The organism is Kitasatospora sp. HUAS MG31 (genome assembly GCF_040571325.1).
Lineage (GTDB): Bacteria > Actinomycetota > Actinomycetes > Streptomycetales > Streptomycetaceae > Kitasatospora > Kitasatospora camelliae.
This window is the reverse complement of record NZ_CP159872.1, coordinates 1719648-1740508: the sequence shown is the minus strand read 5'-3', so window position 1 is coordinate 1740508 and position 20861 is coordinate 1719648. Positions and strand designations below refer to the sequence as shown.

Sequence of the window (20861 nt, the reverse complement as noted above, 5' to 3'; positions counted from 1 at the left end):
GAGCGAACCCGCACCATGCCGACCGACCGGCCTGACAACCCCCTCGACCTCGCCGCCCTGCTCGCCGCGCGCGGCGCCGAGCGGTACGCGCTGCACACCCGCTACCTCAACCCGCAGCTGCCCCGGATGCTCCGGACCATCGGCTTCGACAAGTCCTACGAGCGGGCCGAGGGGCCGTACTTCTACGACGCCGAGGGCCACGAGTACCTCGACATGCTGGCCGGCTTCGGGATCTTCGGGCTCGGCCGGCACCACCCGGTGGTGCGGGACGCCATCCACCAGGTGGTCGACCTGGGGCTGCCCGACCTCACCCGGTTCGACTGCTCCCCGCTGCCGGGCCTGCTGGCCGAGCAACTGATCGCCCGTGCACCGGGGTTGGACCGGGTGTTCTTCGGCAACAGCGGCACCGAGGCGGTGGAGACGGCGCTCAAGTTCGCCCGGTGCGCCACCGGCCGGCGGCGGGTGCTCTACTGCGACCACGCCTTCCACGGCCTCACCGCGGGATCGCTGTCGGTCAACGGCGAGGCGGGCTTCCGCAAGGGCTTCGAGCCGCTGCTGCCGGACACCGCCATCCCGCTCGGCGATCTCGACGCTCTGGCACGGGAGTTGAAGAAGGGCGACGTGGCCGCGCTGATCGTGGAGCCGATCCAGGGCAAGGGCGTGCACGCCGTCCCGCCCGGCTGGCTGGCGGCTGCGCAGGAACTCCTCCACGCCCACAAGGCGCTGCTGATCTGCGACGAGGTGCAGACCGGCATCGGCCGAACCGGCGACTTCTTCGCCTACCAGCACGAGGAGGGGGTGCAGCCCGACCTGGTCTGCGCGGCCAAGGCGCTCTCCGGCGGGTACGTGCCGGTCGGGGCGACCCTGGGCAAGGACTGGATCTTCGAGAAGGTGTACTCCTCGATGGACCGGGTGCTGGTGCACTCGGCCAGCTTCGGCTCCAACGCGCAGGCCATGGCGGCCGGTCTGGCCACCCTGCACGTGATGCGGGAGGAGAAGGTGGTGGAGAACGCCCGCCAGGTCGGCGAGTCCTTCCGGGAGCGGCTGGCGGCGCTGGTGGACCGGTACGAACTGCTGGCCGAGGTGCGCGGGCGCGGGCTGATGATCGGGATCGAGTTCGGGCGGCCGCGGTCGCTGAAGCTGCGGACCGGGTGGACGGCGCTCCAGGCGGCGCGCAAGGGGCTGTTCGCCCAGATGGTGGTGGTGCCGCTGCTGCAGCGGCACCGGATCCTCACCCAGGTCTCCGGGGACCACCTGGAGGTCATCAAGCTGATCCCGCCGCTGATCATCACCGATCGGGACGTGGACCGCTTCATGGACGCGTTCACCGAGGTGATGGACGAGGCGCACCGGGGGAGCGGGCTGATGTGGGACTTCGGGCGGACGCTGGTGAAGCAGGCGGTGGCGGGGGGACGGTAGCCGCTTCCGAGGGGCGGCCCCGCGCGAGGCGGAAGGTGCGGCGACGCTCCTTCCGCCTCGCGCCGTTCTCCGTCGTCTTCCCGGCCTCAGACGGGCTGCCAGAGGGCGGGGACGTTCGGCGGTTCCCAGCCGGGCGTGAGCAGGGCCGTGAAGGAGGGGTGTCAGATCTTGCCGCAGAGCCCGGCCTGGACGGCGGCGAGGATCTTCTCGGCCTTCTCCGGGCCGAAGCCCTTCGGGTGCTGGGGGCTGGTGAACTTCTGGTCGGTCAGCTCGACCTGCTTGGGCCGGTCCTTGGGGAAGTTGTAGACCATCTGGCAGGTCGCGCGGGCCCGCTCCACGGCCTGCTCCGGGTTGCCGCCGACGATCTCCGGGTCGATCGCGTCCAGGGCGGCGGTGAGGGCCTTGGCCGCGACGGCGTCCGGCTTGGCGGGCAGGCCGGCGTCGGTGGGCGGCGCGGGCTTGGAGGGCGCGGCGCTGCTGCCGCCGGCGCCGGTGGCGCCCGGCTCCGGGGAGGCCGCGGCCGAGGTGCCGGCCGTCGGGGTGGCAGAGGCGTCGGCCGTGGGGGTGGCGGAGGCCTTCGGTGAGCCGTCGCTGGAGCAGGCCGTCAGGCCGAGGGTGGCGGCGAGCAGGCCGGCGATCAGCAGCGGGCGGAGGGTGTGAGAACGCATGGGCCCGACTCTGTCATGCGCGCAATCAGCCCGTCCGGGCCGTGACGATCTCGTGACGGGCGGGCGGCCGCACCGCGGGCCCGGACCGCCGTCGAGGGCTACCCTTCGAGCGGAGGACCGACCGGACGGGGGCGGGAGCGCGATGGACGACAACGCCGAGGAGTACCGCGGGATGCCGGTGGAGCGGGCCCGGGAGCGGGCCGCCGAACGGGGCTGGACCACCGTCCGGGAGCTGGAGCCCGGGGCCCTGATCACCCTGGAGTTCCGGGCGGACCGGCTCAACCTCGCCGTCCGGGACGGCGAGGTCGAGCGGGCCTGGGTGGGCTGATCCCGGGGCTCACCCGGGTTTTTCCTAGGTGCAGCGGAACCGGGCCGCGGCCCAGTCGCCGTGGTCGCCGGTCCTGGTCCCCACCGTGTTCACCCGTAGGGTCACCCGCTGCGCCCCGCCCAGCGGCAGGTCGACCGGGAGCGGCGCGGAGGCCGAGGTGAGGGTGGGCGAGGTCCACAGCGTCCGGCCGTCCGCCTCCACGGAGAAGGTGACGTCGCCGTAGCCGCTGATCTCGTCGTCGATCCCGACGGTGGCGGCGAAGGAGGTGCACCGGCCGCCGGTGGCGATCTCGATCGCGGAGTCCGCGTGCGCGCCGATGCCCTTGGCGAACACCGTGCCGTTAAGGGTGATCGGCCGGCCGTCGGCCGCCCCGGTCTCGCCGTTGCTGCGGTCGCGTTCGGCCGGGCCCCAGCCGTTGGTCTGGGAGGCCCAGGGCAGGTCGCTCGCCCAGCTCTCGGCCGGCTGGGTGCCGCCCGAGCCGACCGCGCTCGCGCCGTCCAGCACCAGGGTGAACGCGCTCGCCGTGGACAGCGGCGCGGTCTTCACGTGCACCACGCCGGTCCGGTCGGCGGCGTCGAACCACCAGCCCTCGGTCGCGGCGTCGTACGCGGCGCGGTCGGCCAGCCGGGGCAGGGCCCGGCCGCCGAGTGCGACCCGGGCGGGCTCGGTGGTGGAGTGCACGGTGAACAGGTACGGCCGGGCCGCCTGCTTGCCGTCGAACTGCCCGGTGCTGGCCGAGACGTCCACGGTGACCCGGCCGGCGCCGGTGGCCGGGGCGTCGACGGTCGCGGTCTGGGTGGCGTACTCACCCGTGCGGTGCCGCCGGGTCACGCCGTCGTCCTCGTAGAGGCTGAAGGTGCTGCGGCCCTGCGGGTAGAGGTCCCAGGCGAGCGGGGAGTCGGCGGTGCGGTCCTGCCAGGACCTGATGCCGGGCCACATCGGTACGGCGGCACCGGCCTTGACGAACAGCGGGAGGGTGTCCAGCGGGGCGCTGTACCCGTTCACCGTGGTCGGGCCCTGGTAGGTGCGGCCCGTCCAGTAGTCCACCCAGGTGCCCTTCGGCAGGTAGATGCCGTCGCGCACGGAGGTGTCCGCGTACACCGGCGCGACCAGGAAGGACTCGCCGCTGAGGAACTCGTACTTCGCCGCGTCGGTGGCCGCCACCGGGTCGTCCGGGTACTCCAGGGCCAGCGGCCGGACCGGGCCGACGCCGGTCCTGGTGGCCTCCGCCGCGTAGGAGTACATGTACGGCAGCAGCGACTCCTTGAGCTTGAGGTACCTGCGGTTGATCGAGGTGTACGGCTCCCCGTACCGGTAGGGCTGCTTGTCGCTGGGCGCCCAGCCGTCCATCGACATCACGGCCGGCAGGAAGGACTTCCACTGCAGGTCGCGGACGTAGGTCTGCGCGCTGCCGCCGAAGATCCCGTCCACGTCGCCGGTGGTGTACGCGAGGCCGGACATGGTGGCGCCGGCGTAGGTGGGGATCTGCCAGCGGATGTAGTCCCAGCTGCCGGACTGGTCGCCGCTCCACTGCACGCCGCAGCGCTGCGCCCCGGACCAGCTCTCCGGCGCCCAGGTGAAGCCGCGGGCGTCGCTGTTGGCCTCGATGCCCTGGTACGCGGCCTTGCAGCCGTCGAGGGCGAACTTGTAGCCGGAGCCGACCCAGGCCACGTCCAGCTTGGCCACCCGCTGGCCGGCCCTGACCTGGTCGGTCAGCTTGTCGAGGCCGTCCTCGGTCCACAGGCCGAGCTGCATCCCGCGCTGCCGCAGGCCCTGGGCGGTCTGGGCGAGGTTCTCGTACCCGCAGCCGTAGCCGTCGTTGACCAGCATCCAGCCGTTGGGGAGGTCGTTCGCGACGTAGTCGTCGGCGATCTCCAGGGCGTCCAGGGTGTGCCGCTCGCCGCGGTTGGCGTTGTGCAGGTAGCAGTCGGAGTCGCCCATCTCCAGGCCGTAGATCGGCGGCAGGAAGGGCTTGCCGGTGAGCGCGGTGTACTGGCCGATCACCTCCTTGCCGCTCGGCCCGGCGAAGTAGTACGCGTCGAAGCGGTCCTCCTGCTCGGTGGTGGTGACCGGGTCGTTGAAGGTGTAGGTGCCCGGGGCGTAGGTGTTGCGGTAGACGCCGTAGCCGGCCGAGGAGAGGTAGAACGGCACCGAGTTGGGGTGGCCGCCCTCGTTCCAGTTGTAGTCGACCCCGACCTGGACGGCCTTGCCGCGGTGCGAGAACGAGCCGTTCTGCTCGCCGGCGCCGAAGAACTGCTCGGTGGCGCCGCGGGCCAGCGTCTGGGTGGTGGTCTTGCCGTCCCAGGACAGCGGCTTGGACTCGCTGAACACCAGGCTGCCGTCGGCCCGGTACAGCGCGAAGCGCAGCGCCGACTTGTAGACCCGCAACGTGACGCGGGCGGTGGAGATCTCGTACCGGTCGCCTGCGTCGCGCCAGGTGGTGGCCGGGGGAGCGCCCTGCGGCAGCACGATGTCGGAGCCGGTGGGGTCGGTGAAACCGCCCTTGGGAGCCAGCTCGATCCGGAAGACCTGGTCGGTGACGAAGCTGATCCGGGCCTTCGCCGCACCGGCGGACAGGGTGTACACGGCGCCGTTGGCGGTGAAGCCGGTGACGGCTCCGGCGCTGCCGTTCACCGCGGCGGCGGGGGTGGGGACGGCGGTGCCGAGGGCGGTGCCGGCCAGGGTGAGCGCGGCTGCTAACGCCAGGTGGTGCACAATTCTGCGCATATATGCCTCTCTCAATGCAGTATTGAGCATGTGGGGGCAGGTATAGCGCAGATCCGGGCGCAACAGAAGAGGCCCCGCACAGGCGGGGCCTCTTCCGTGCCGAAGCGCTCAGGTCAGGGGAGCAGGCGCTCCACGGCGGCGGCGCCGTACTTCTCCAGATCCTGCCGGGCCTTCTCGATCAGTTCGGGGGTGGGCGTGCGGCCCGAGGCCATCACCAGGTCCTCGGGGTCGACCGGGTGCTCGGCGCCGGTGTGCAGCAGGTGGTCCGGCGTCGGCATGCGGCTGTCGATCGGCTCGGTCATGTAGGGCCTCCGTGGTAGGAGCACCGGCCGGGCCCACCGGCCCCGCCGGTTCCGTGCCCACCGCCCCGCGGCGCGGGGCGATAGACGTCTGCATGTCGAGTGTGGACCAGTTCGGGTGATTTGTGCAGCGCGAAGCGCACCCGAGTTCGCAACCGGTGGCTAGTCCAGCGGGCCGCCGGCCACGTACAGCACCTGGCCGGACACGAAGCCGGACGCCTCGGAGGCGAAGAAGGAGATCGCGTTCGCCACGTCCTCGGGCACACCGACCCGGTTGACCGGGATCTGGGTGGCGGCGGCCTGCTTGAAGGCCTCGAACTCCATGCCCACCCGGGCCGCGGTGGCGGCCGTCATGTCGGTGGCGATGAAGCCCGGGGCGACCGCGTTGGCGGTGATGCCGAACTTGCCCAGCTCGATCGCCAGGGTCTTGGTGAAGCCCTGCAGACCGGCCTTGGCCGCCGAGTAGTTGGCCTGCCCGCGGTTGCCCTGCGCGGAGGAGGAGGAGAGGTTGACGACCCGGCCGAACCCGGCGTCCACCATGTGCTTCTGCACCGCGCGGGTCATCAGGAACGCACCCTTGAGGTGCACGTTCATCACGGTGTCCCAGTCCGACTCGGACATCTTGAAGAGCAGGTTGTCGCGCAGTACGCCGGCGTTGTTGACCAGCACCGCCGGGGTGCCCAGCTCGGCGGCGATCCGCTCCACCGCGGCCTCGACCTGCCCGGCGTCGGAGACGTCCGCGCCCACGGCCAGCGCCCTCCCGCCGGCCGCGGTGATCGCGTCCACGGTGTCCTTGCCGGCCGACTCCTCCAGGTCGACCACGGCGACGGCGTACCCGTCGGCGGCCAGCCGCAGCGCGGTGGCGGCGCCGATCCCGCGGGCGGCGCCGGTGACGATCGCGACCCGGGGCGAAGTGCTCTGCTCGGTCATGCTGGAACCCGTCTCTCTCGGTGGGATGCGGCCGGGCCGGCGAGGAGACGGCGGCCCAGCCGAAAGGTGGTGCACAGCGCGTTGCGGCGGACACCCTACCGGCGGGTAGCGTTCCGGGCCAGGGTGCAGCGCCGCAGGTGACGGAGGGTGAGGACGGCCGGCCGTCGAATGGTCCAGGGAGTACCCCGGGCAGCCGCGCCGCGCGGCGGAAATATGCCAACTTCGGCGAACATGCGTCTACTATTGGCCCCTGCCTGCCAGCGCCGGCCGACCGTTTGTATAGTGTGCGCCAGCAGCCACCGGCTGCACGGCTTCGGCGTCCTCCCTCACAGCGGGATGCTCACTCGCCGTTACTGCCCCGCTCGGGTGTCCCACACACACCGGGCGTGACACCGGGACGGATTTCATGGTGCTGGGGGAGATCCCGACGACCCGCGTGCCCGGCCGACTGCAGCAGTCGCCCGGTCACCTCATCCGCGTGGCCCAGCAGGTACACACCCGCTTGTGGTCCGAATACGTCGGCACCGAGCTGACGGCTCCGCAGTTCGCCGTACTGCTGGTCCTGGCTCTCGAGCCGGGCGCCGACCAGCGCACGGTCGGCGAGCGGGCCTCGCTCGACAAGGCCACGATGGCCGAAATGGTGGCCCGGCTGGTGCGCCGCGGCCTGGTGCTCCGTCGCCGCGATCCGGCCGACGGGCGCCGCAAGCTGCTGGCCCTCTCGCAGAACGGCGCACAGGCCGTCCGTGAGGCGACCGGCGGCGTCGTCCGCGTGCAGCGGACGCTGTTCGAACCGCTGACCCCCGACGAGCAGGTCGAGATCGTCCGGGTCATGTCGAAGATAGCCCGCCTGGAGCCCGCCGCCGTGGCCGTCATGACCGACGCCCGGCCGATGCTCGACGCGCAGCGGGCGATCGGCTACCTGATCCGGGTGGCCCAGCAGGTGCACACCAAGCTCTGGTCGGAGAAGGTCGGCGCCGAGCTGACCGCTCCCCAGTACGCGGTGCTGGACGCGCTGGAGACCGAGCCGGGTGCCGACCAGCGCACGGTCGGCGAGCTGGCCTCGCTGGACAAGGCGACCATGGCCGAGATGGTCAGCCGCCTCGTCCGCCGCGGCCTGGTGCTGCGCCGGCGCGACCCCTCGGACGGGCGCCGCAACCTGCTCTCCCTCTCGCCCGCCGGCCAGGAGCTGCTCCACCGCTCCACCGCCGGGGTGCGCGAGGTGCAGGAGCTGCTGCTCGCTCCGCTGGAGCCGCACGAGCACGAGCCGGCCATGGCGCTGCTCGCCAAGGCGGCCCGGCTGTAACGATTCGCCTGAGGAACACGCCGGCGGGCCGTCACCAGTGCGGAGGTGACGGCCCGCCGGCGTTCTCCGTTCCGGAGGGAACGGGGTGACCGGGTGACCGGTCAGTTCCAGTCGAACTCCTGCGGGTCCGGACCGATCCGGACGCCGGTTGCGACCGAGGCGACGACGGCCATGTCCTCGGCGTCCAGCTCGAAGCCGGCCACGTCGAGGTTCTCCTTGATCCGGGACGGGGTCACCGACTTCGGGATCGCGATCACACCGCTCTGCAGGTGCCAGCGGAGGACCACCTGGGCCACCGTGCGGCCGTGCTTGGCGGCCAGCTGCTGCAGCGCCGGCTCGGAGAGCAGGCTCTTGCCCTGGCCCAGCGGGCTCCACGCCTCGGTGGCGATGCCGTGGTCGGCGTGGAAGGCGCGCAGCTCCTGCTGCGGGAAGTACGGGTGCAGCTCGACCTGGTTCAGCACCGGGACGACCGAGCTCTCCTTGAGCAGCACCTCCAGCTGCTCGACGCCGAAGTTCGACACACCGATCGACTTCACCCGGCCGCCGGCCAGCAGCTCCTCCACGCCCTGCCAGACGTTGAGGAAGCTGCCGTGCATCGGGCGCGGCCAGTGGATCAGGTACAGGTCGAGGTACTCCAGGCCCAGCAGGTCCATGGACGTGTCGAACTCCGCCCGGACCGCGTCCCGGCCCTGGCGGCCGGACCAGTCACGGGTACCCGAGTTCCACAGCTTGGTGGTGACAAACAGCTCCTCACGGGGCACGCCGGCCTCCGCGATGGCCTGGCCGGTGCCGGCCTCGTTCTCGTAGATGGCGGCGGTGTCGATCGAGCGGTACCCGGCCTCGATGGCGGCCCGGACGGCCGGGACGGCCTCCTCGTCCGGCACCTGCCAGACGCCGAAGCCGAGCTGCGGGATCACCGCGCCGTTGTTGAGCGTGACGTTGGGGATGGAGCTGGGGTTGGAGCTCACGGGTGTCGAGCGCCCTTCGTGTTCGTCCGATGCTTCCGAAAGAGGCCCAACCGGTCGTAACGCGCTGCTATTCCCGTCGGAAAACCTGTTGCGCACGTCCCGTCCGGGCGGGCACGCTCGGTGGCCGCGTCACTCTCCCGCACCATCCCGCAACGGAGCGTCATGCCGCTCAGATCCCTGCCGATGCCCGATCCCGGCAGCCCCGACCTGTCCTCGCCCCTCGCCCTCCTGCGCTGGCTGCAGCGCAGCCAGCGCCGCGGCCAGATCCTCGCCACCTGCTGGGGCGTCCAGGAGCTCGGCTGCCTGGCCGCCCTCCCGGTGGCCCTCGGCCGCGGCATCCAGGCCGCCGTCGACCACGACGCCGCCGCCCTGTGGCGGGCCGCCGCACTGGCCGTGCTGCTCGCCGTGCTGCAGGCCACCGGAACCGTACTGCTGCACCGCCAGGCGGTGTGGAACTGGATCACCGCCGCCGCCCAGGTCCGCCAGCTGGTCGCCCGCCAGGCCTCCCGGCTCGGCGCCGGCCTCGCCCGCCGGATCGCCACCGGCGAGATCGTCGCCGTCTCCAGCGGCGACGTGGAGAAGATCGGCTGGTACGTGGAGCTGGTCGCCCGGGTCCGCGCCGCCGTGATCGTCTGGCTCGGCGTGAGCCTGGTCGTCCTGGTCCGCCAGCCGCTGCTGGGCCTCGCCGTCCTGCTCGGCGTCCCGGTGCTGGCCGCCGCCGTCTGGCCGCTGCTCGGCCCGTTCGAGCGGCGCTACACCGAGCAGCGCGCGCTCGGCGGCAAGGCCACCGAACTGGCCGCCGACACCGTGGCGGGCCTCAGGGTGCTGCGCGGCATCGGCGGCGAGGAGCTCTTCCTGGAGCGGTATCGCGCCGCCTCGCAGAAGGTCCGCCGGGCCGCCGTGCGGACCGCCCGCACCTGGTCGCTGATGCAGGCCCAGCAGGTCTTCCTGCCTGGCCTGTTCGTCGTCGGCGTCACCTGGTACGGCGCCGAGCTGGCCGCCGCCGGCCGGATGGGCGTCGGCGAGCTGGTCGCCGTGTACGGCGCCACCGCCTTCCTCGCCGCGCCGCTGCGGATCCTCGGCGAGGCCGCGCACGCCTGGAGCGTCGCCCGGGTCTCCGCCGGGCGGGCCGTCCGGGTCCTGGGCCTCACCCGGACGGCCGAGGAGCCCGAACAGGTCGGCACCCCCACCCTCGCCCTGGACCGGGCGGACCGGCTCGACCTGCACGACCCGGTCACCGGTCTGACCGCCCGGGCCGGCCGGCTCACCGCCGTGGTCTGCGGCGACCCGGACGTGGCCGGCGAGCTCGCCGCCCGGCTCGGCGGGCACGTCCCGCGGGCCGCCGATGAGGAGCCCGCGCCCTCCGTCCGGCTCGGCGGCACCCCGCTCGACCGGGTGCCGCTGGCCGAGGCCCGGGCCGCCGTGATGGTGCACGACAAGGAGCCGGTGCTGCTCTCCGGCACCCTGGCCGAGCTGCTCGACGTGCCCGCCTCCGGCCGGGTGACCGCCGAGGAGGCGCTGGCCGCCGCCCGCGCGGAGGACGTGCTGGACGCCCTGGCGGACGGCTCGCCCGAGTGCGGGGGAGACCCGATGCGGGCCCGGATCACCGAGCGCGGCCGCTCGCTCTCCGGCGGCCAGCGGCAGCGCCTCGCGCTGGCCCGTTCACTGGTCGCCGACCCGCCGGTGCTCGTCCTGGACGAGCCCACCAGCGCCGTCGACGCGCACACCGAGTCACGGATCGCCGGCGGCCTGCGCAAGGTCCGCGGCGAGCGGACCACGGTGGTGTTCGCCACCAGCCCGCTGCTGCTCGACCAGGCCGACGCGGTGCTGCTGGTCCAGGACGGCCGGGTGGTCGCCACCGGCACCCACCGCACGCTGATGTCCGGGGAGCCGCGCTACCGCGCGGTGGTCACCCGTGAGGAGGAGGACGCGCCCGTCCTCGTCGGGGAGGAGTCGCAGTGAAGCCGCCCGCCGTCCAGGAGCAGGGCCCCGCCACGATGCTGCCGGTGGCCCGCGGCACCACCCTCCGGGCATACGTCCGCACGCTGGCCCGGCGCCACGCCGGCGGGTTCGCCGCGGTGATCGCGCTGCACACCGTCGCCACCGTCGCCGGCCTGGTCGGCCCCTGGGTGCTCGGCACGCTGGTCGAGTCGCTGGCCGCCGGCACCGCCGGGGGCCGGATCGCCACCGCGATCGGCTGGTACCTCGCCGCGCTGGCCGTGCAGGCGGTGTTCATCGGCCTGTCCCGGCTGCGCGGCGGGGTGCTCGGCGAGGAGGTGCTGGCCGACCTGCGCGAGGACTTCCTGGTCCGCTCGGTGGCCCTGCCCACCGGCGTGCTGGAGCGGGCCGGCACCGGGGACCTGGTCTCCCGCGGCACCACCGACATCGACCGGCTGTCCAAGTCCGTCCGCGAGGCGGTGCCCGAGCTGGCGGTGGCGATCGTCTCGGTGGTCCTGGTGCTCGGCGCGCTGGTGCTCACCTCCCCGCTGCTCGCCGCCACCGCCCTGATCGGCCTGCCGCTGCTGCTCGCCAGCTCCCGCTGGTACTTCCGGCGGGCCCCGCAGTCGTACCGCGCCGAGTCGGCCGGCTACGCGGCGGTCAACACCGTGCTCGCCGAGACGGTGGACGCCGGGCGCACCGTCGAGGCGCTGCGGCTCGGCGACGAGCGGGTGCGGCTGACCGACCGGAAGATCCGCGAGTGGGTCGACTGGGAGCGGTACACCCTCTGGCTGCGCAGCGTCTGGTTCCCGACCGTCGACGCCACCTACACCCTGGCCGTGCTCGGGACCCTCCTGTTCGGCGGGCTGTTCCTGCTGAGCGGCCGGATCGACGCCGGGCAGCTCACCGCCGGGGTGCTGTACGCCCAGGCACTGGTCCACCCGGTCGACCTGATCCTGCGCTGGTACGACGAGCTGCAGATCGGCCAGGCCTCGCTGGCCCGGCTGGTCGGCGTCCGGGAGGTGTCCGACCCGGAGACCGACGGCACGCTGCGGCCGGACGGGCGCCGGGTGGAGGCCGAGGAGGTCCGGTTCGGCTACCGCGAGGGCGCCGACGTGCTGCACGGCATCAGCCTGGACGTCGCCCCCGGCAGCCGGGTCGCCCTGGTCGGGCCGTCCGGCGCCGGGAAGTCCACCCTCGGCCGGCTGCTCGCCGGGATCTACGCCCCCGGCCGCGGCCGGGTCACCCTCGGTGGCGCGGAGCTGGCCCGGATGCCGGCCGAACGGGTCCGCGCCGAGGTGGCCCTGGTCAACCAGGAGCACCACGTCTTCGTCGGCACCCTCCGCGACAACCTGCGGCTCGCCCGGCCGACGGCCGACGACACCGAGCTGCGGGACGCCCTCGCGGCGGTGGACGCGACGGACTGGGCGGACGCCCTCCCGGAGGGGCTGGACACCGAGGTCGGCTCCGGCGGGACGGCGCTCACCCCCGCCCAGGCGCAGCAGCTGGCGCTGGCGCGGCTGGTGCTGGCGGATCCGCACACGCTGGTGCTGGACGAGGCGACCTCGCTGCTGGATCCGCGGGCGGCCCGGCACCTGGAGCGGTCGCTGGCGCGGGTGCTGGACGGCAGGACGGTGATCGCGATCGCGCACCGGCTGCACACCGCGCACGACGCGGACGTGATCGCGGTGGTGGAGCGCGGGCGGATCACCGAGTACGGGGCGCATCCGGAGCTGGTCGCGGCGGGCGGCGCGTACGCGGCGCTGTGGCGGTCGTGGCGGGACGAGGGGTAGGGCGGCGGGGCGGGTCCTGACGGGCCGGCCGGTCAAATCGGGTGAATCAGGCGGGGGCGGGGCGTGGGGTGGGCCGGGTGGAGCGGGGGTGCGGCGCAGACTGCCGGGTGTGACCCATGCACCCGGCGGCCGACCAGCCCCGAAGCAGCGCAACGAGATCGCGGGCGTTCCGATCCGCGCGATCGCGATCGTCGTCATCGTCGCCCTCTCGCTCTGGTTCCTGTTCGCCAACCTGGATCGGGTCAAGATCCAGTTCTGGGTGTTCACCGTGACCGCGCCGCTGTGGATCACCCTGCTGGGCACCCTGCTGGCGGGCGGGGTGCTGGGCTGGCTGCTGAAGGGCCGTCGGATGAAGTGAATTCGGCCGTGCCGTAGGCTGACCGAAAAGCGCGGGGACGTGCTCGGCGGCGCCACCCCAAATTCCGCTTATGATTCCCGGGTGTTCGACTCACGGCACATCAGGACGTTCCACGAGGTGGTGGCCGCCGGTTCCTACTCGGCCGCCGCCCGCTCGCTCGGCTACACCCAGCCCGCGATCACCCAGCAGATGAAGGCGCTGGAGCGCACCGTCGGGGTGCCGCTGTTCACCCGCGCCGGACGGGGGCTGCGGCTGACCGAGGCCGGCGAGGCGCTGGCCCGGCACGCCGAGGTCATCCTCGGCAGCCTGGACGCCGCCCAGCAGCAGCTCGGCGCGCTCTCCCGGCTGCGGGCCGGCCGGGTGCGGGTGTGTGCCTTCCCCAGCGCCAACGCCACGTTGATCCCCGAGGCGATGGCCCGGCTGATAGCCGAGCACCCCGGGGTGCGGGTGGAACTGCTGGAGGCGGAGCCGCCGGAGTCGGTGCGCAAGCTGCTGCGCGGGGAGTGCGACGTGGCGCTGGCCTTCAGCTATCCCGGCGGGGAGGCGGAGGTGCCCGAGGAGCTGGTGGAGATCCCGCTGATGGAGGACCGGCTCACCGTCCTGCTGCCGGTCGGCCACCCGCTGGCCCGCCGGCACGCCGTCCGCCTCGCCGACCTCGCCGAGGAACGCTGGATCGCCGGCTGCCCGCGCTGCCGGGCCAACCTGCTGAAGATCTGCGCCGACGAGGGCTACGCCCCGGACGTGGTCTTCACCACCGACGACAACCTCGCCGTGCAGAGCCTGGTCGCGGCGGGTGTCGGCATCGCGCTGATGCCCAGCCTGGTGCTCTCCTTCATGTGCCACGCCAAGGTCACCGGCCGACTGGTGGAGCCGCACCAGCACCGCCGGGTCTCCGCGTACGTGCTGCGCGAGCACCTGCGGATCCCGGCCACCGCGGTGGTGCTGGACGAGCTGCGCCGGGCCGGCGCCTCCCGGGCCGGCTGCTGAGCTCCCGGGCCGGCTGCCGGGGGAGGGCCGCCGCCCGGCCGATCGATAAGCTTCGTTTGGGGAAACCCAACAATCCATCATTGGACCTGATGGCAGCCCCGGGCTGACGCTGCCGGTATGACCCTCTCCGCCACGGAGCGCACCGCGGTGTGCACCGACCGCATGTACCGGCTCGTCGACGAGATCCGCGAGACCGTCGACCGGGGACTGCCCCCGGACCTGACGGCGTACCTGGTCGGCGAGCGGCTCGCCCCCCACCTCGGGGCGCCCGACCTGCTCACCGAGGCCCAGCTGGAGGGCGACCCGGACCGCTACCGCCAGCACGTGGTGCACGCCGAGCGCGACGGCAGCCTCTCGGTGGTCGCCCTGGTCTGGCTGCCCGGCCAGCACACCAGCATCCACGACCACATCTCCTGGTGCGCCACCGGCGTCCACCTCGGCGAGGAGAGCGAGCGCAGGTTCCGGCTGGTCTCGGACGGCCGCACCGCCCGGCTGGTGGCCACCGAGGACGTGGTCAACCCGCAGGGCACCGTGTGCGGCTTCGCCCCGCCCGGCGACATCCACCGGGTCAGCAACTCCGGCACCGGCACCGCCGTCTCGATCCACGTCTACGGCGCCGACATCGCCCGCTTCGGCAGCAGCATCCGCCGGGTCTACCGGCTGCCCGCCGACGAGCGGTGACCCGGCCGTGGCACTGACCCTGCGGGCCCACGCCCGTCCCGTCCTGCCCGCGCCCGTCCGCCGGGACGGCCCCGGGCTGCTCCTCGCCGTCCTCGGCGTCGCCACCGCGTGGACCGTGCACGCCCTGGTCCCCGCGGTGCCGATGCTCACCGCCGCCGTGGTCCTCGGCCTCGTCGCCGCCCACCTGGGCTGGACCCGGCCGCTGGTCCGCGGCGCCGCCCGGGCCGGGCTCTCGCTGGCCGCCAAGCGGCTGATGCGGGTCGGCATCGTCCTGCTGGGCTTCAAGCTCAGCCTGCGCGACGTGCTCGGCCTCGGCTGGGCCACCGTCGCCGTGGTGCTGGCCGTGGTCGCCGCCACCTTCACCGGCACCCTCTGGCTCGGCCGCCGGCTCGGCCTGCGCGGCGACCAGCCGCTGCTGATCGCCGCCGGCTACTCGATCTGCGGGGCCTCCGCGATCGGCGCGGTCGGCGAGGCCGCCGGCAGCGACGAGGAGGACGCCGCCACCTCGGTCGCCCTGGTCACCCTCTGCGGCACCCTGGCCATCGCCGTCCTGCCGCTGCTGCACCAGCCGCTCGGCCTGGACCCGACCGGTTTCGGCCGCTGGGTCGGCGCCAGCGTCCACGACGTCGGCCAGGTGGTCGCCACCGCCCAGACCGGCGGCGCCGAGGCGCTGCGCGAGGCCGTCCTGGTCAAGCTGATGCGGGTGGCGCTGCTGGCCCCGCTGGTCGCCGGGGTCGCCCTGGCGCTGCGCCGCCGCCCCCGCCCCGACGGCCGCGCGAGCGGGAAGCGCCCCCCGGTGCTGCCGCTGTTCCTGGTCGGCTTCCTCGCGGTGATCGCCCTGCGCAGCGCCCTGGACCTGCCCGCCGGCCTGCTCTCCGGGGCCGCGCACGCCCAGGAACTGCTGCTCGCCGCCGCCCTGTTCGGGCTCGGCACCGCCGTCCACCTGCCCTCCCTGGCCCGGACCGGCGGCCGGGTCGCCGCCCTCGGGCTGGCGTCCTGGGTGGTGGTGGCCGGGGTCAGCTACGCCGGGGTACTGCTCACCACCTGAACGGTGAACTCCGGCCCCCCGGACGGGTGGTCGGAGATCCCGCGGGGGCGACTGAGGCTGCGTTAGGCTCGGGTCGAGTACGAACACCGACCCCGCCGGAGGTGCCTCGATGGTCCAGCCGCCGATCCGGAACCATGCCGACTCCGTGACGGTCCTGGACCGCCGCGAGGGCCCGGGCGGGGAGGTGGTGCTGCGCCGGCGCGGGGAGCACTTCGAGATCATCGAGAACGGCTGCTTCCTGATGGACACCGCGGACGGCCGCTCCGAGCGCCTGCTGGTGCAGGCGGCCCTGGACGCCCTGGCCGCCGAGCGCCCCTCGGTGCTGATCGGCGGGCTCGGCGTGGGCTTCTCGCTGGCGTACGCCGCGGCCGAGCCGCGGTGGGGCCGGATCGTGGTGGTGGAGCGCGAGCGGGCGGTGATCGACTGGCACCGCGCCGGCCCGCTGGCCGCGTTCTCCGCCGGTGCGCTGGACGACCCGCGGGTGGCGGTGCTGCACACCGACCTGCTGGCCTGCCTGGCCGCCGACGGGGAGCGGTTCGACGCGCTCTGCCTGGACATCGACAACGGCCCGGACTGGACGGTCACCGACGCCAACTCCGGCCTGTACGGACCGGACGGGCTGGCCGCGCTGCACCGCCGGCTGAACCCCGGCGGGGTGCTGGCGATCTGGAGCGCCCGGCCGTCCCCGGCGTTCGAACGGGCGCTGTCCGCCGCCGGGTTCGCCGACGTGCGGACGGTGGAGATCCCGGTGGCCCGCGGCGTGCCGGACGCCGTGCACCTGGCACGCCGCGGGTGAGGGGTACCGGCCAGGCCCTGTCCGGCCGATCTTGCCGGGCCGACAAGATCGACCGGACAGAACCTAGCGCAGGCCGCTGTCCACGGCGGCCATCAGCTCACCGCTCGCGGTGTCGCCGTCGAAGGACCAGACCATCGCGCCGGCCAGCCCCTGGGACTTGATCCAGGCGGTCTTGCGGGCGATCTCCACCGGGTCGTCGTAGGTGTACAGGACCGTGCCGTTGTAGAGGTACGCGTGACCCGCGACCGGGTCCCGGTAGACGGTGTACCCGCCGCTCGTCGCCATCTCCTTGAGCTTGTGGTAGTCCTCGTAGCCCGCCTCGTAGGTGCCGGGCGCCGGGCCGGTGGACGTCTGGAACAGGCCGTTGGTGCCGCCCCTCGGCACGCCCGTCCAGCCGCGGCCGTAGAACGGGATGCCCAGGGTCAGCTTGCTCTTCGGTGCGCCGCCCGCCAGGTAGGCGTTGATGGCGATCTCCGAGCTGAACATCCGGTTCGCCGGGCTCGGGTCGCCCGCGGCCACCTTGATCGCGGACTGCTGGTTGGTGGTGTTCTCCCAGGCGCCGTGGAAGTCGTAGCCCTGGACGGTGGCGAAGTCCAGCGCGCCGAACAGGCCCGGGACGTTGATGCCGGCGGAGACCTTGGCCGGGTCGGCCGGGAGGAAGGCGCTCAGCGAGTACTTCTTACCGGTGGTCGAGCCCAGCGCGTCCAGCTGACGGCGGAACTCCTGCGCCAGCAGCACGTAGTCGGCCTTGTCCTCGGGCCGCAGGACGTTGCCCAGGTGGCCCTCCGAGTTCGGCCACTCCCAGTCCAGGTCGATGCCGTCGAAGATGCCGGCCGCCGACCCGGCGCCGCCGCGGCCGTCGATCACCGGCAGGTTGCCCTTGATGTACATGTCGATGCAGGAGCTGACCAGGGCCTTGCGGGAGGCGTCGGTGAGCGCCGCGTCGGAGAACCACTTGCTGTAGGACCAGCCGCCCAGCGAGATCTGGATCCTCAGGTTGGGGTACTTGGCCTTGAGCTGCTTCAGCTGGTTGAAGTTGCCCGCCAGCTTCTGGTCCCAGGTGTCGGTGGTGCCGGCCACCGAGTTCCCGGCGTCCCAGCCCTTGCCGAAGTCGGCCCAGGCGTCACCGGCGCCGTCCCCGGCGTTCGGGTCGGAGTCGTTGCCGGCCGCCTTGTTGGTGATGAAGCACTGCTTGCTGGTGGGGTGGATGTTGGCGAAGGCGTAGTTGAGGTGGGTGAGCCGGGCGGCGCTGCCCGAGGTGTCCAGCTGCTTGACGCTGTAGCCGCGGGAGTAGATCGACCACTGGGTGAAGTAGCCGATCTTCAGGGCGCCGCCCGGGTTGGTGTCGTCCTTCGGCGTGCGGGCGGACACCGCGGCCGAGGCGGTGGAGGTGTTGCCCGCCGCGTCCTTGGCCTTCACGGTGAAACCGTACGCGGTGTCCGGGGTGAGCCCGTCCACGGTGGCGGAGGTGTCGGTGCCGGGCACGGTCTTCGCCAGGGCGGAGCCGTTGTACACCTCGTACGCCGTCACCTCGACGTTGTCGGTGGCCGCGCCCCAGGTGAGCGAGACGCTGCGCGGGGTGGTGCCGGTCACCGAGGGCGTCCCCGGGACGGTCGGCGGCTGGTTGTCCACCGGCGGGGTCGGGACGGTCACCCGCACCGGGCCGGCCGCGCCCGAGCGGTTGCCGGAAGTGTCGAAGGCGACCACGGTGAAGTCGTGCGCCCCGACCGCCAGGTCGGCCAGGGTGAGCGAGGTCGCGGTGGTGGTCCCCACCTTGGCCGCGCCGTCGAACACGTCGTAGCCGCCGACCTGCACGTTGTCGGTGCTCGCCGTCCAGGACAGCGCCGCGCCGTTGCTCCCCGACAGCGAGCCGCGCAGACCGCCCGGCACGGTGGGCGGGCTGGTGTCCCCGCCGCTGCCGCCGCAGGGTCTCCCGTTGAGCTTGCAGTTCTTCAACGGGGCGTACGGGCCCGAATAGGCGATGTTGAAGCCGAAGTTGTACGAGGCACCGGGCGCGATGGTCGGCTGCCAGCTGGGGTTCTTCACCGTCACGTGCGAGGCCGCGACCGTGTAGGTGGCGTTCCACAGCGACGCGACGCTGTTGCCCGACGGGAGGTCGAACTCCAGCGTCCAGCCGTTGATGGTGGTCGAGGTGCCGTTGGCGATGGTGTAGCCGCCGCCGTAACCGGTGCCCCAGTCCTGGTCCTTGACGAAGGTGGCGGTGGCCTCGGCGGCGTGGGCCGTGCCGGCCGGCAGGGCGACCGCGACCAGCGGGGCGATCAGGCTCCCGGCGGCGAGCAGGGAGAGGCGGTACCGACGTCTGCGCATGGATGGGCTCCTGTCCGGGAGCGCGGGCTCGCGGGAGCGCGCGACTCCCCTACCTGTGGGGGAGGTGCCAGGTGCAAGGGTGCTGCGCGCGCTCCGGCCGCGGGCGGCACGGAACGCAGGTCCCGGGCCGTCGGGTTGCCGCGGAGGTCCTGTGCCATTGGATGGTAGGGATGCCGCGCCCGGGCGGCAATAGGTCTGGACCATCTGGGGGTGTGGACCTGACAGAACGTCAGATGGCCGTGCTCCGCCGCGAGGTGGGGGCGCCCTGGGCGCGGAAACGCCGACGGCGGCCCGGGCAGGGGTCTGCCGGGCCGCCGTCGGGAGGCGGGATCAGCCGAAGGGGTTGTTCGCCGGGGGCTCCGGCGCCGCCGGGGCGGCCGGGGCCTGGGCGCCGCCGGCCGAGGGGGCGGGCGGGGCGAAGGGGTTGAAGTCCGGCGGCGGGATCCGCACCGGGGTGCCCTTCGAGGGCGCGGCCTGGCCCTCCTCGCCGTCCTCCGCGGCCGCCGCGGGCGGGGCCGGCGGGGCGAACGGGTTGAAGTCCGGCGGCGGGATGCGGACCGGCGTGCCCTTGCCCGGCGGCGTCGGCGGCTGCGCCGGGACGGGCGGGGCCGCGACCGGGGCGGCCGGCGGCGGGGTCGAGCCCGTCACCGTGGTGCCGAACGGGTCCGGTGCCTGCTGGGAGACCACGGTGCCGAACGGATCGGCCGAGGCCGGGGCGGCAGCCGGAGCCGCCGCCACCTGCACCGGGGCGGCCGGAGCCGGCGCGCCGCCCGCGGTCGGGGCGGGCGGGGCGAAGGGGTTGAAGTCCGGCGGCGGGATGCGGACCGGCGTGCCCTTGCCCGGAGCGGCCGGCTCGCCGTCCCCGGCGGGAGCCGCCGCGGGCGGGGCCGGCGGGGCGAACGGGTTGAAGTCCGGCGGCGGGATCCGCACCGGGGTGCCCTTGGGCTTCGGGGCCTCGGCCGCCGGCGGGGCCGGAGGCGCGGGCGGAGCGACCGGCGGCGCGGGAGGCGCCGGCGGAACGGGCGGCGGGGCGACCGGCGGCGCGCTCACCGGCGGGGTGGCGATCTGCTGCGCCGGGACGGCGGCCGGCTGCGGGGCGGGCGCGGCCACGCCGTCCCACCCCAGCTGCACACCCTCCAGCAGCTCGGCGAAGGAGTCCGCGTACAGCTCCCAGTCGTCCAGGTGCGGGGTGCTCAGCTGCACGGTCAGGACGCCGGAGCCGTCCGGCAGCGGCAGGAACGCCTCCATCACCGAGCTGACCACCCATCGGCGCTGGCCGTCCGCGGTCAGCTGGGCCGGGACGGGCGCCGTGCGCGACTCGACCAGCAGCACCGCGGGGCCGGCCGGCAGCAGGACCGTCCACACCTCCGCGTGCGGCCGCTCGGCCGACAGCGCCACCGCCAGGTCGCCCACCGACTCCGGGCGGCGGGCGAAGGCCGCCACCAGCGTGGCCCGGCTGTCCCGGACCCCGGAGCGCAGGGCCGCCACGCCCGCGTAGAACACCCCGGCGGCGGCGAACTCGTCCGCCAGCGCGGCCGACAGCACCGCCCACTCGCGGCGCGCGGCCGGGCCGGCCCCGGCGAACAGCTCCTCCGAGACCTCCGCCAGGTGCGTGGTCAGCGCCTGGTCACCGCCGCGCAGGATCAGCGGGAAGAAGGAGGGCGGCACGACCATCCGCACCTCCACGCCGGACCCGGTGGACAGCTCCTCGGGGGAAGCGGTCGGCCGCTCGGCGGCCAGTGCGGCGAGCGCCGGCGCGAACGCGGGCCGGAGCTTCTCGTCCGCCGGCTCCGCCGTGACCGGCAGCTGGAAGGCGGCGAGTGACGGGGCGTCGGACGCCATCGTCACACCGCGGACCGGGCCGCCGCCGTAGCGGCTCAGCAGCGCCGGGACGGCACCCGGGCCGCCGGCCGGACGGGCCTGCCGGGCGGTGCTCGCCTCGACCACGGCGCCCAGGCCGTGAATGGTCATCAGGCCGGGGCCGGTCGGGCTCAGCCGGAGGCCGAAGAGGGCCGAGGAGGAGGGGTGGCCGGAGCGCCGGAAGGCGCCCAGCACGGCGGCCGGATAGTGCGTCGCCCGGTCGTCGACCAGCGCCTCGGACAACGCGTCCAGCGTCGCCGTGATCCGCTCCGCAGCCGCGAAGCCGTCCTGGGTCATCGTGCCGAGCCCCCCTCGCCCTCGGTGTTCAAGTCCGTCCTTTTTCTATCAGAATCCACTGACGCCGTGGCACGGGGTGGGCGCGGAGCGTGCGGGGAGCTCGGCGGACGGGCGGGGTCCGGTCCGGTCCGCG

The 20861-nt window shown here is 73.9% G+C and carries 17 protein-coding genes; 10 read left to right on the top strand and 7 right to left on the bottom strand.

Annotated features, from left to right (window positions below):
- Window positions 1–15 precede the first annotated feature (15 nt).
- Window positions 16–1419, top strand: a complete 1404-nt coding sequence (locus tag ABWK59_RS08170; protein ID WP_354639166.1) for an aspartate aminotransferase family protein — start codon at window positions 16–18, stop codon at window positions 1417–1419.
- 161 nt (window positions 1420–1580) lie between these two features.
- Here the strand turns inward: ABWK59_RS08170 and ABWK59_RS08165 are convergent, their stop codons facing one another.
- Window positions 1581–2087 (bottom strand): hypothetical protein, encoded by a 507-nt coding sequence (locus tag ABWK59_RS08165; RefSeq protein ID WP_354639165.1) that lies wholly within the window; start codon window positions 2085–2087, stop codon window positions 1581–1583.
- 142 nt (window positions 2088–2229) lie between these two features.
- On the opposite strand from ABWK59_RS08165, the gene ABWK59_RS08160 reads away from it, so the two are divergent.
- A complete protein-coding gene (locus ABWK59_RS08160) occupies window positions 2230–2415 on the top strand; it encodes an I78 family peptidase inhibitor (protein WP_354639163.1) in 186 nt (61 codons plus the stop codon).
- A gap of 24 nt (window positions 2416–2439) precedes the next feature.
- Here ABWK59_RS08160 and ABWK59_RS08155 read toward each other — a convergent pair whose 3' ends face one another.
- The 3 genes from ABWK59_RS08155 to fabG form a co-directional block, all read right to left on the bottom strand.
- Window positions 2440–5142, bottom strand: a complete 2703-nt coding sequence (locus tag ABWK59_RS08155) for an NPCBM/NEW2 domain-containing protein (RefSeq protein ID WP_354639161.1) — start codon at window positions 5140–5142, stop codon at window positions 2440–2442.
- A 113-nt stretch (window positions 5143–5255) separates the two neighbouring features.
- Window positions 5256–5444, bottom strand: coding sequence for a hypothetical protein (locus tag ABWK59_RS08150; RefSeq protein ID WP_354639159.1), 189 nt, complete (start codon window positions 5442–5444; stop codon window positions 5256–5258).
- 159 nt (window positions 5445–5603) lie between these two features.
- Window positions 5604–6371, bottom strand: a complete 768-nt coding sequence (gene fabG, locus ABWK59_RS08145; RefSeq protein WP_354639157.1) for a 3-oxoacyl-ACP reductase FabG — start codon at window positions 6369–6371, stop codon at window positions 5604–5606.
- A gap of 478 nt (window positions 6372–6849) precedes the next feature.
- Here fabG and ABWK59_RS08140 point away from each other — a divergent pair, with 478 nt between their 5' ends.
- The gene (locus ABWK59_RS08140; protein WP_354639155.1) at window positions 6850–7674 is read left to right on the top strand and encodes a MarR family winged helix-turn-helix transcriptional regulator; all 825 of its coding nucleotides are present in this window, start codon (window positions 6850–6852) and stop codon (window positions 7672–7674) included.
- 101 nt (window positions 7675–7775) lie between these two features.
- Here ABWK59_RS08140 and ABWK59_RS08135 read toward each other — a convergent pair whose 3' ends face one another.
- Complete coding sequence (locus ABWK59_RS08135; protein WP_354639153.1) at window positions 7776–8642, bottom strand: aldo/keto reductase; 867 nt, start codon at window positions 8640–8642, stop codon at window positions 7776–7778.
- A gap of 162 nt (window positions 8643–8804) precedes the next feature.
- Here ABWK59_RS08135 and ABWK59_RS08130 point away from each other — a divergent pair, with 162 nt between their 5' ends.
- The 7 genes from ABWK59_RS08130 to ABWK59_RS08100 all read left to right on the top strand — a co-directional run bounded on the left by ABWK59_RS08130 (window position 8805) and on the right by ABWK59_RS08100 (window position 16243).
- On the top strand, window positions 8805–10604 hold the full coding sequence (locus ABWK59_RS08130; protein WP_354639151.1) for an ABC transporter ATP-binding protein: 1800 nt from the start codon (window positions 8805–8807) through the stop codon (window positions 10602–10604).
- Window positions 10605–10639: 35 nt separating this feature from the next.
- Window positions 10640–12373 (top strand): ABC transporter ATP-binding protein, encoded by a 1734-nt coding sequence (locus ABWK59_RS08125; protein ID WP_354644863.1) that lies wholly within the window; start codon window positions 10640–10642, stop codon window positions 12371–12373.
- Between the two features lie 109 nt (window positions 12374–12482).
- A complete protein-coding gene (locus ABWK59_RS08120) occupies window positions 12483–12731 on the top strand; it encodes a LapA family protein (RefSeq protein ID WP_354639149.1) in 249 nt (82 codons plus the stop codon).
- An 81-nt stretch (window positions 12732–12812) separates the two neighbouring features.
- Window positions 12813–13718, top strand: coding sequence for a LysR family transcriptional regulator (locus ABWK59_RS08115; RefSeq protein WP_354639147.1), 906 nt, complete (start codon window positions 12813–12815; stop codon window positions 13716–13718).
- Window positions 13719–13835: 117 nt separating this feature from the next.
- Window positions 13836–14399, top strand: a complete 564-nt coding sequence (locus ABWK59_RS08110) for a cysteine dioxygenase family protein (protein ID WP_354639145.1) — start codon at window positions 13836–13838, stop codon at window positions 14397–14399.
- A 13-nt stretch (window positions 14400–14412) separates the two neighbouring features.
- The gene (locus ABWK59_RS08105) at window positions 14413–15447 is read left to right on the top strand and encodes a YeiH family protein (protein ID WP_354644862.1); all 1035 of its coding nucleotides are present in this window, start codon (window positions 14413–14415) and stop codon (window positions 15445–15447) included.
- Window positions 15448–15556: 109 nt separating this feature from the next.
- Window positions 15557–16243, top strand: a complete 687-nt coding sequence (locus tag ABWK59_RS08100; RefSeq protein ID WP_354639143.1) for a spermidine synthase — start codon at window positions 15557–15559, stop codon at window positions 16241–16243.
- A 63-nt stretch (window positions 16244–16306) separates the two neighbouring features.
- On the opposite strand, the gene ABWK59_RS08095 is transcribed toward ABWK59_RS08100, so the two are convergent.
- A complete protein-coding gene (locus tag ABWK59_RS08095) occupies window positions 16307–18571 on the bottom strand; it encodes a glycosyl hydrolase family 18 protein (protein WP_354639141.1) in 2265 nt (754 codons plus the stop codon).
- A gap of 330 nt (window positions 18572–18901) precedes the next feature.
- Complete coding sequence (locus ABWK59_RS08090) at window positions 18902–20728, bottom strand: hypothetical protein (protein WP_354639139.1); 1827 nt, start codon at window positions 20726–20728, stop codon at window positions 18902–18904.
- Window positions 20729–20861: the final 133 nt, after the last annotated feature.

What these genes read in the sequence shown, in the direction of transcription:
- ABWK59_RS08090 (WP_354639139.1), bottom strand. Translation starts at nt 20,728, where the DNA reads ATGACCCAGGACGGCTTCGCGGCTGCGGAGCGGATCACGGCGACGCTG.
- fabG (WP_354639157.1), bottom strand. Translation starts at nt 6,371, where the DNA reads ATGACCGAGCAGAGCACTTCGCCCCGGGTCGCGATCGTCACCGGCGCC.
- ABWK59_RS08165 (WP_354639165.1), bottom strand. Translation starts at nt 2,087, where the DNA reads ATGCGTTCTCACACCCTCCGCCCGCTGCTGATCGCCGGCCTGCTCGCC.
- ABWK59_RS08155 (WP_354639161.1), bottom strand. Translation starts at nt 5,142, where the DNA reads ATGCGCAGAATTGTGCACCACCTGGCGTTAGCAGCCGCGCTCACCCTG.
- ABWK59_RS08095 (WP_354639141.1), bottom strand. Translation starts at nt 18,571, where the DNA reads ATGCGCAGACGTCGGTACCGCCTCTCCCTGCTCGCCGCCGGGAGCCTG.
- ABWK59_RS08130 (WP_354639151.1), top strand. Translation starts at nt 8,805, where the DNA reads ATGCCGCTCAGATCCCTGCCGATGCCCGATCCCGGCAGCCCCGACCTG.
- ABWK59_RS08110 (WP_354639145.1), top strand. Translation starts at nt 13,836, where the DNA reads ATGACCCTCTCCGCCACGGAGCGCACCGCGGTGTGCACCGACCGCATG.
- ABWK59_RS08170 (WP_354639166.1), top strand. Translation starts at nt 16, where the DNA reads ATGCCGACCGACCGGCCTGACAACCCCCTCGACCTCGCCGCCCTGCTC.
- ABWK59_RS08160 (WP_354639163.1), top strand. Translation starts at nt 2,230, where the DNA reads ATGGACGACAACGCCGAGGAGTACCGCGGGATGCCGGTGGAGCGGGCC.
- ABWK59_RS08100 (WP_354639143.1), top strand. Translation starts at nt 15,557, where the DNA reads ATGGTCCAGCCGCCGATCCGGAACCATGCCGACTCCGTGACGGTCCTG.
- ABWK59_RS08125 (WP_354644863.1), top strand. Translation starts at nt 10,640, where the DNA reads ATGCTGCCGGTGGCCCGCGGCACCACCCTCCGGGCATACGTCCGCACG.
- ABWK59_RS08150 (WP_354639159.1), bottom strand. Translation starts at nt 5,444, where the DNA reads ATGACCGAGCCGATCGACAGCCGCATGCCGACGCCGGACCACCTGCTG.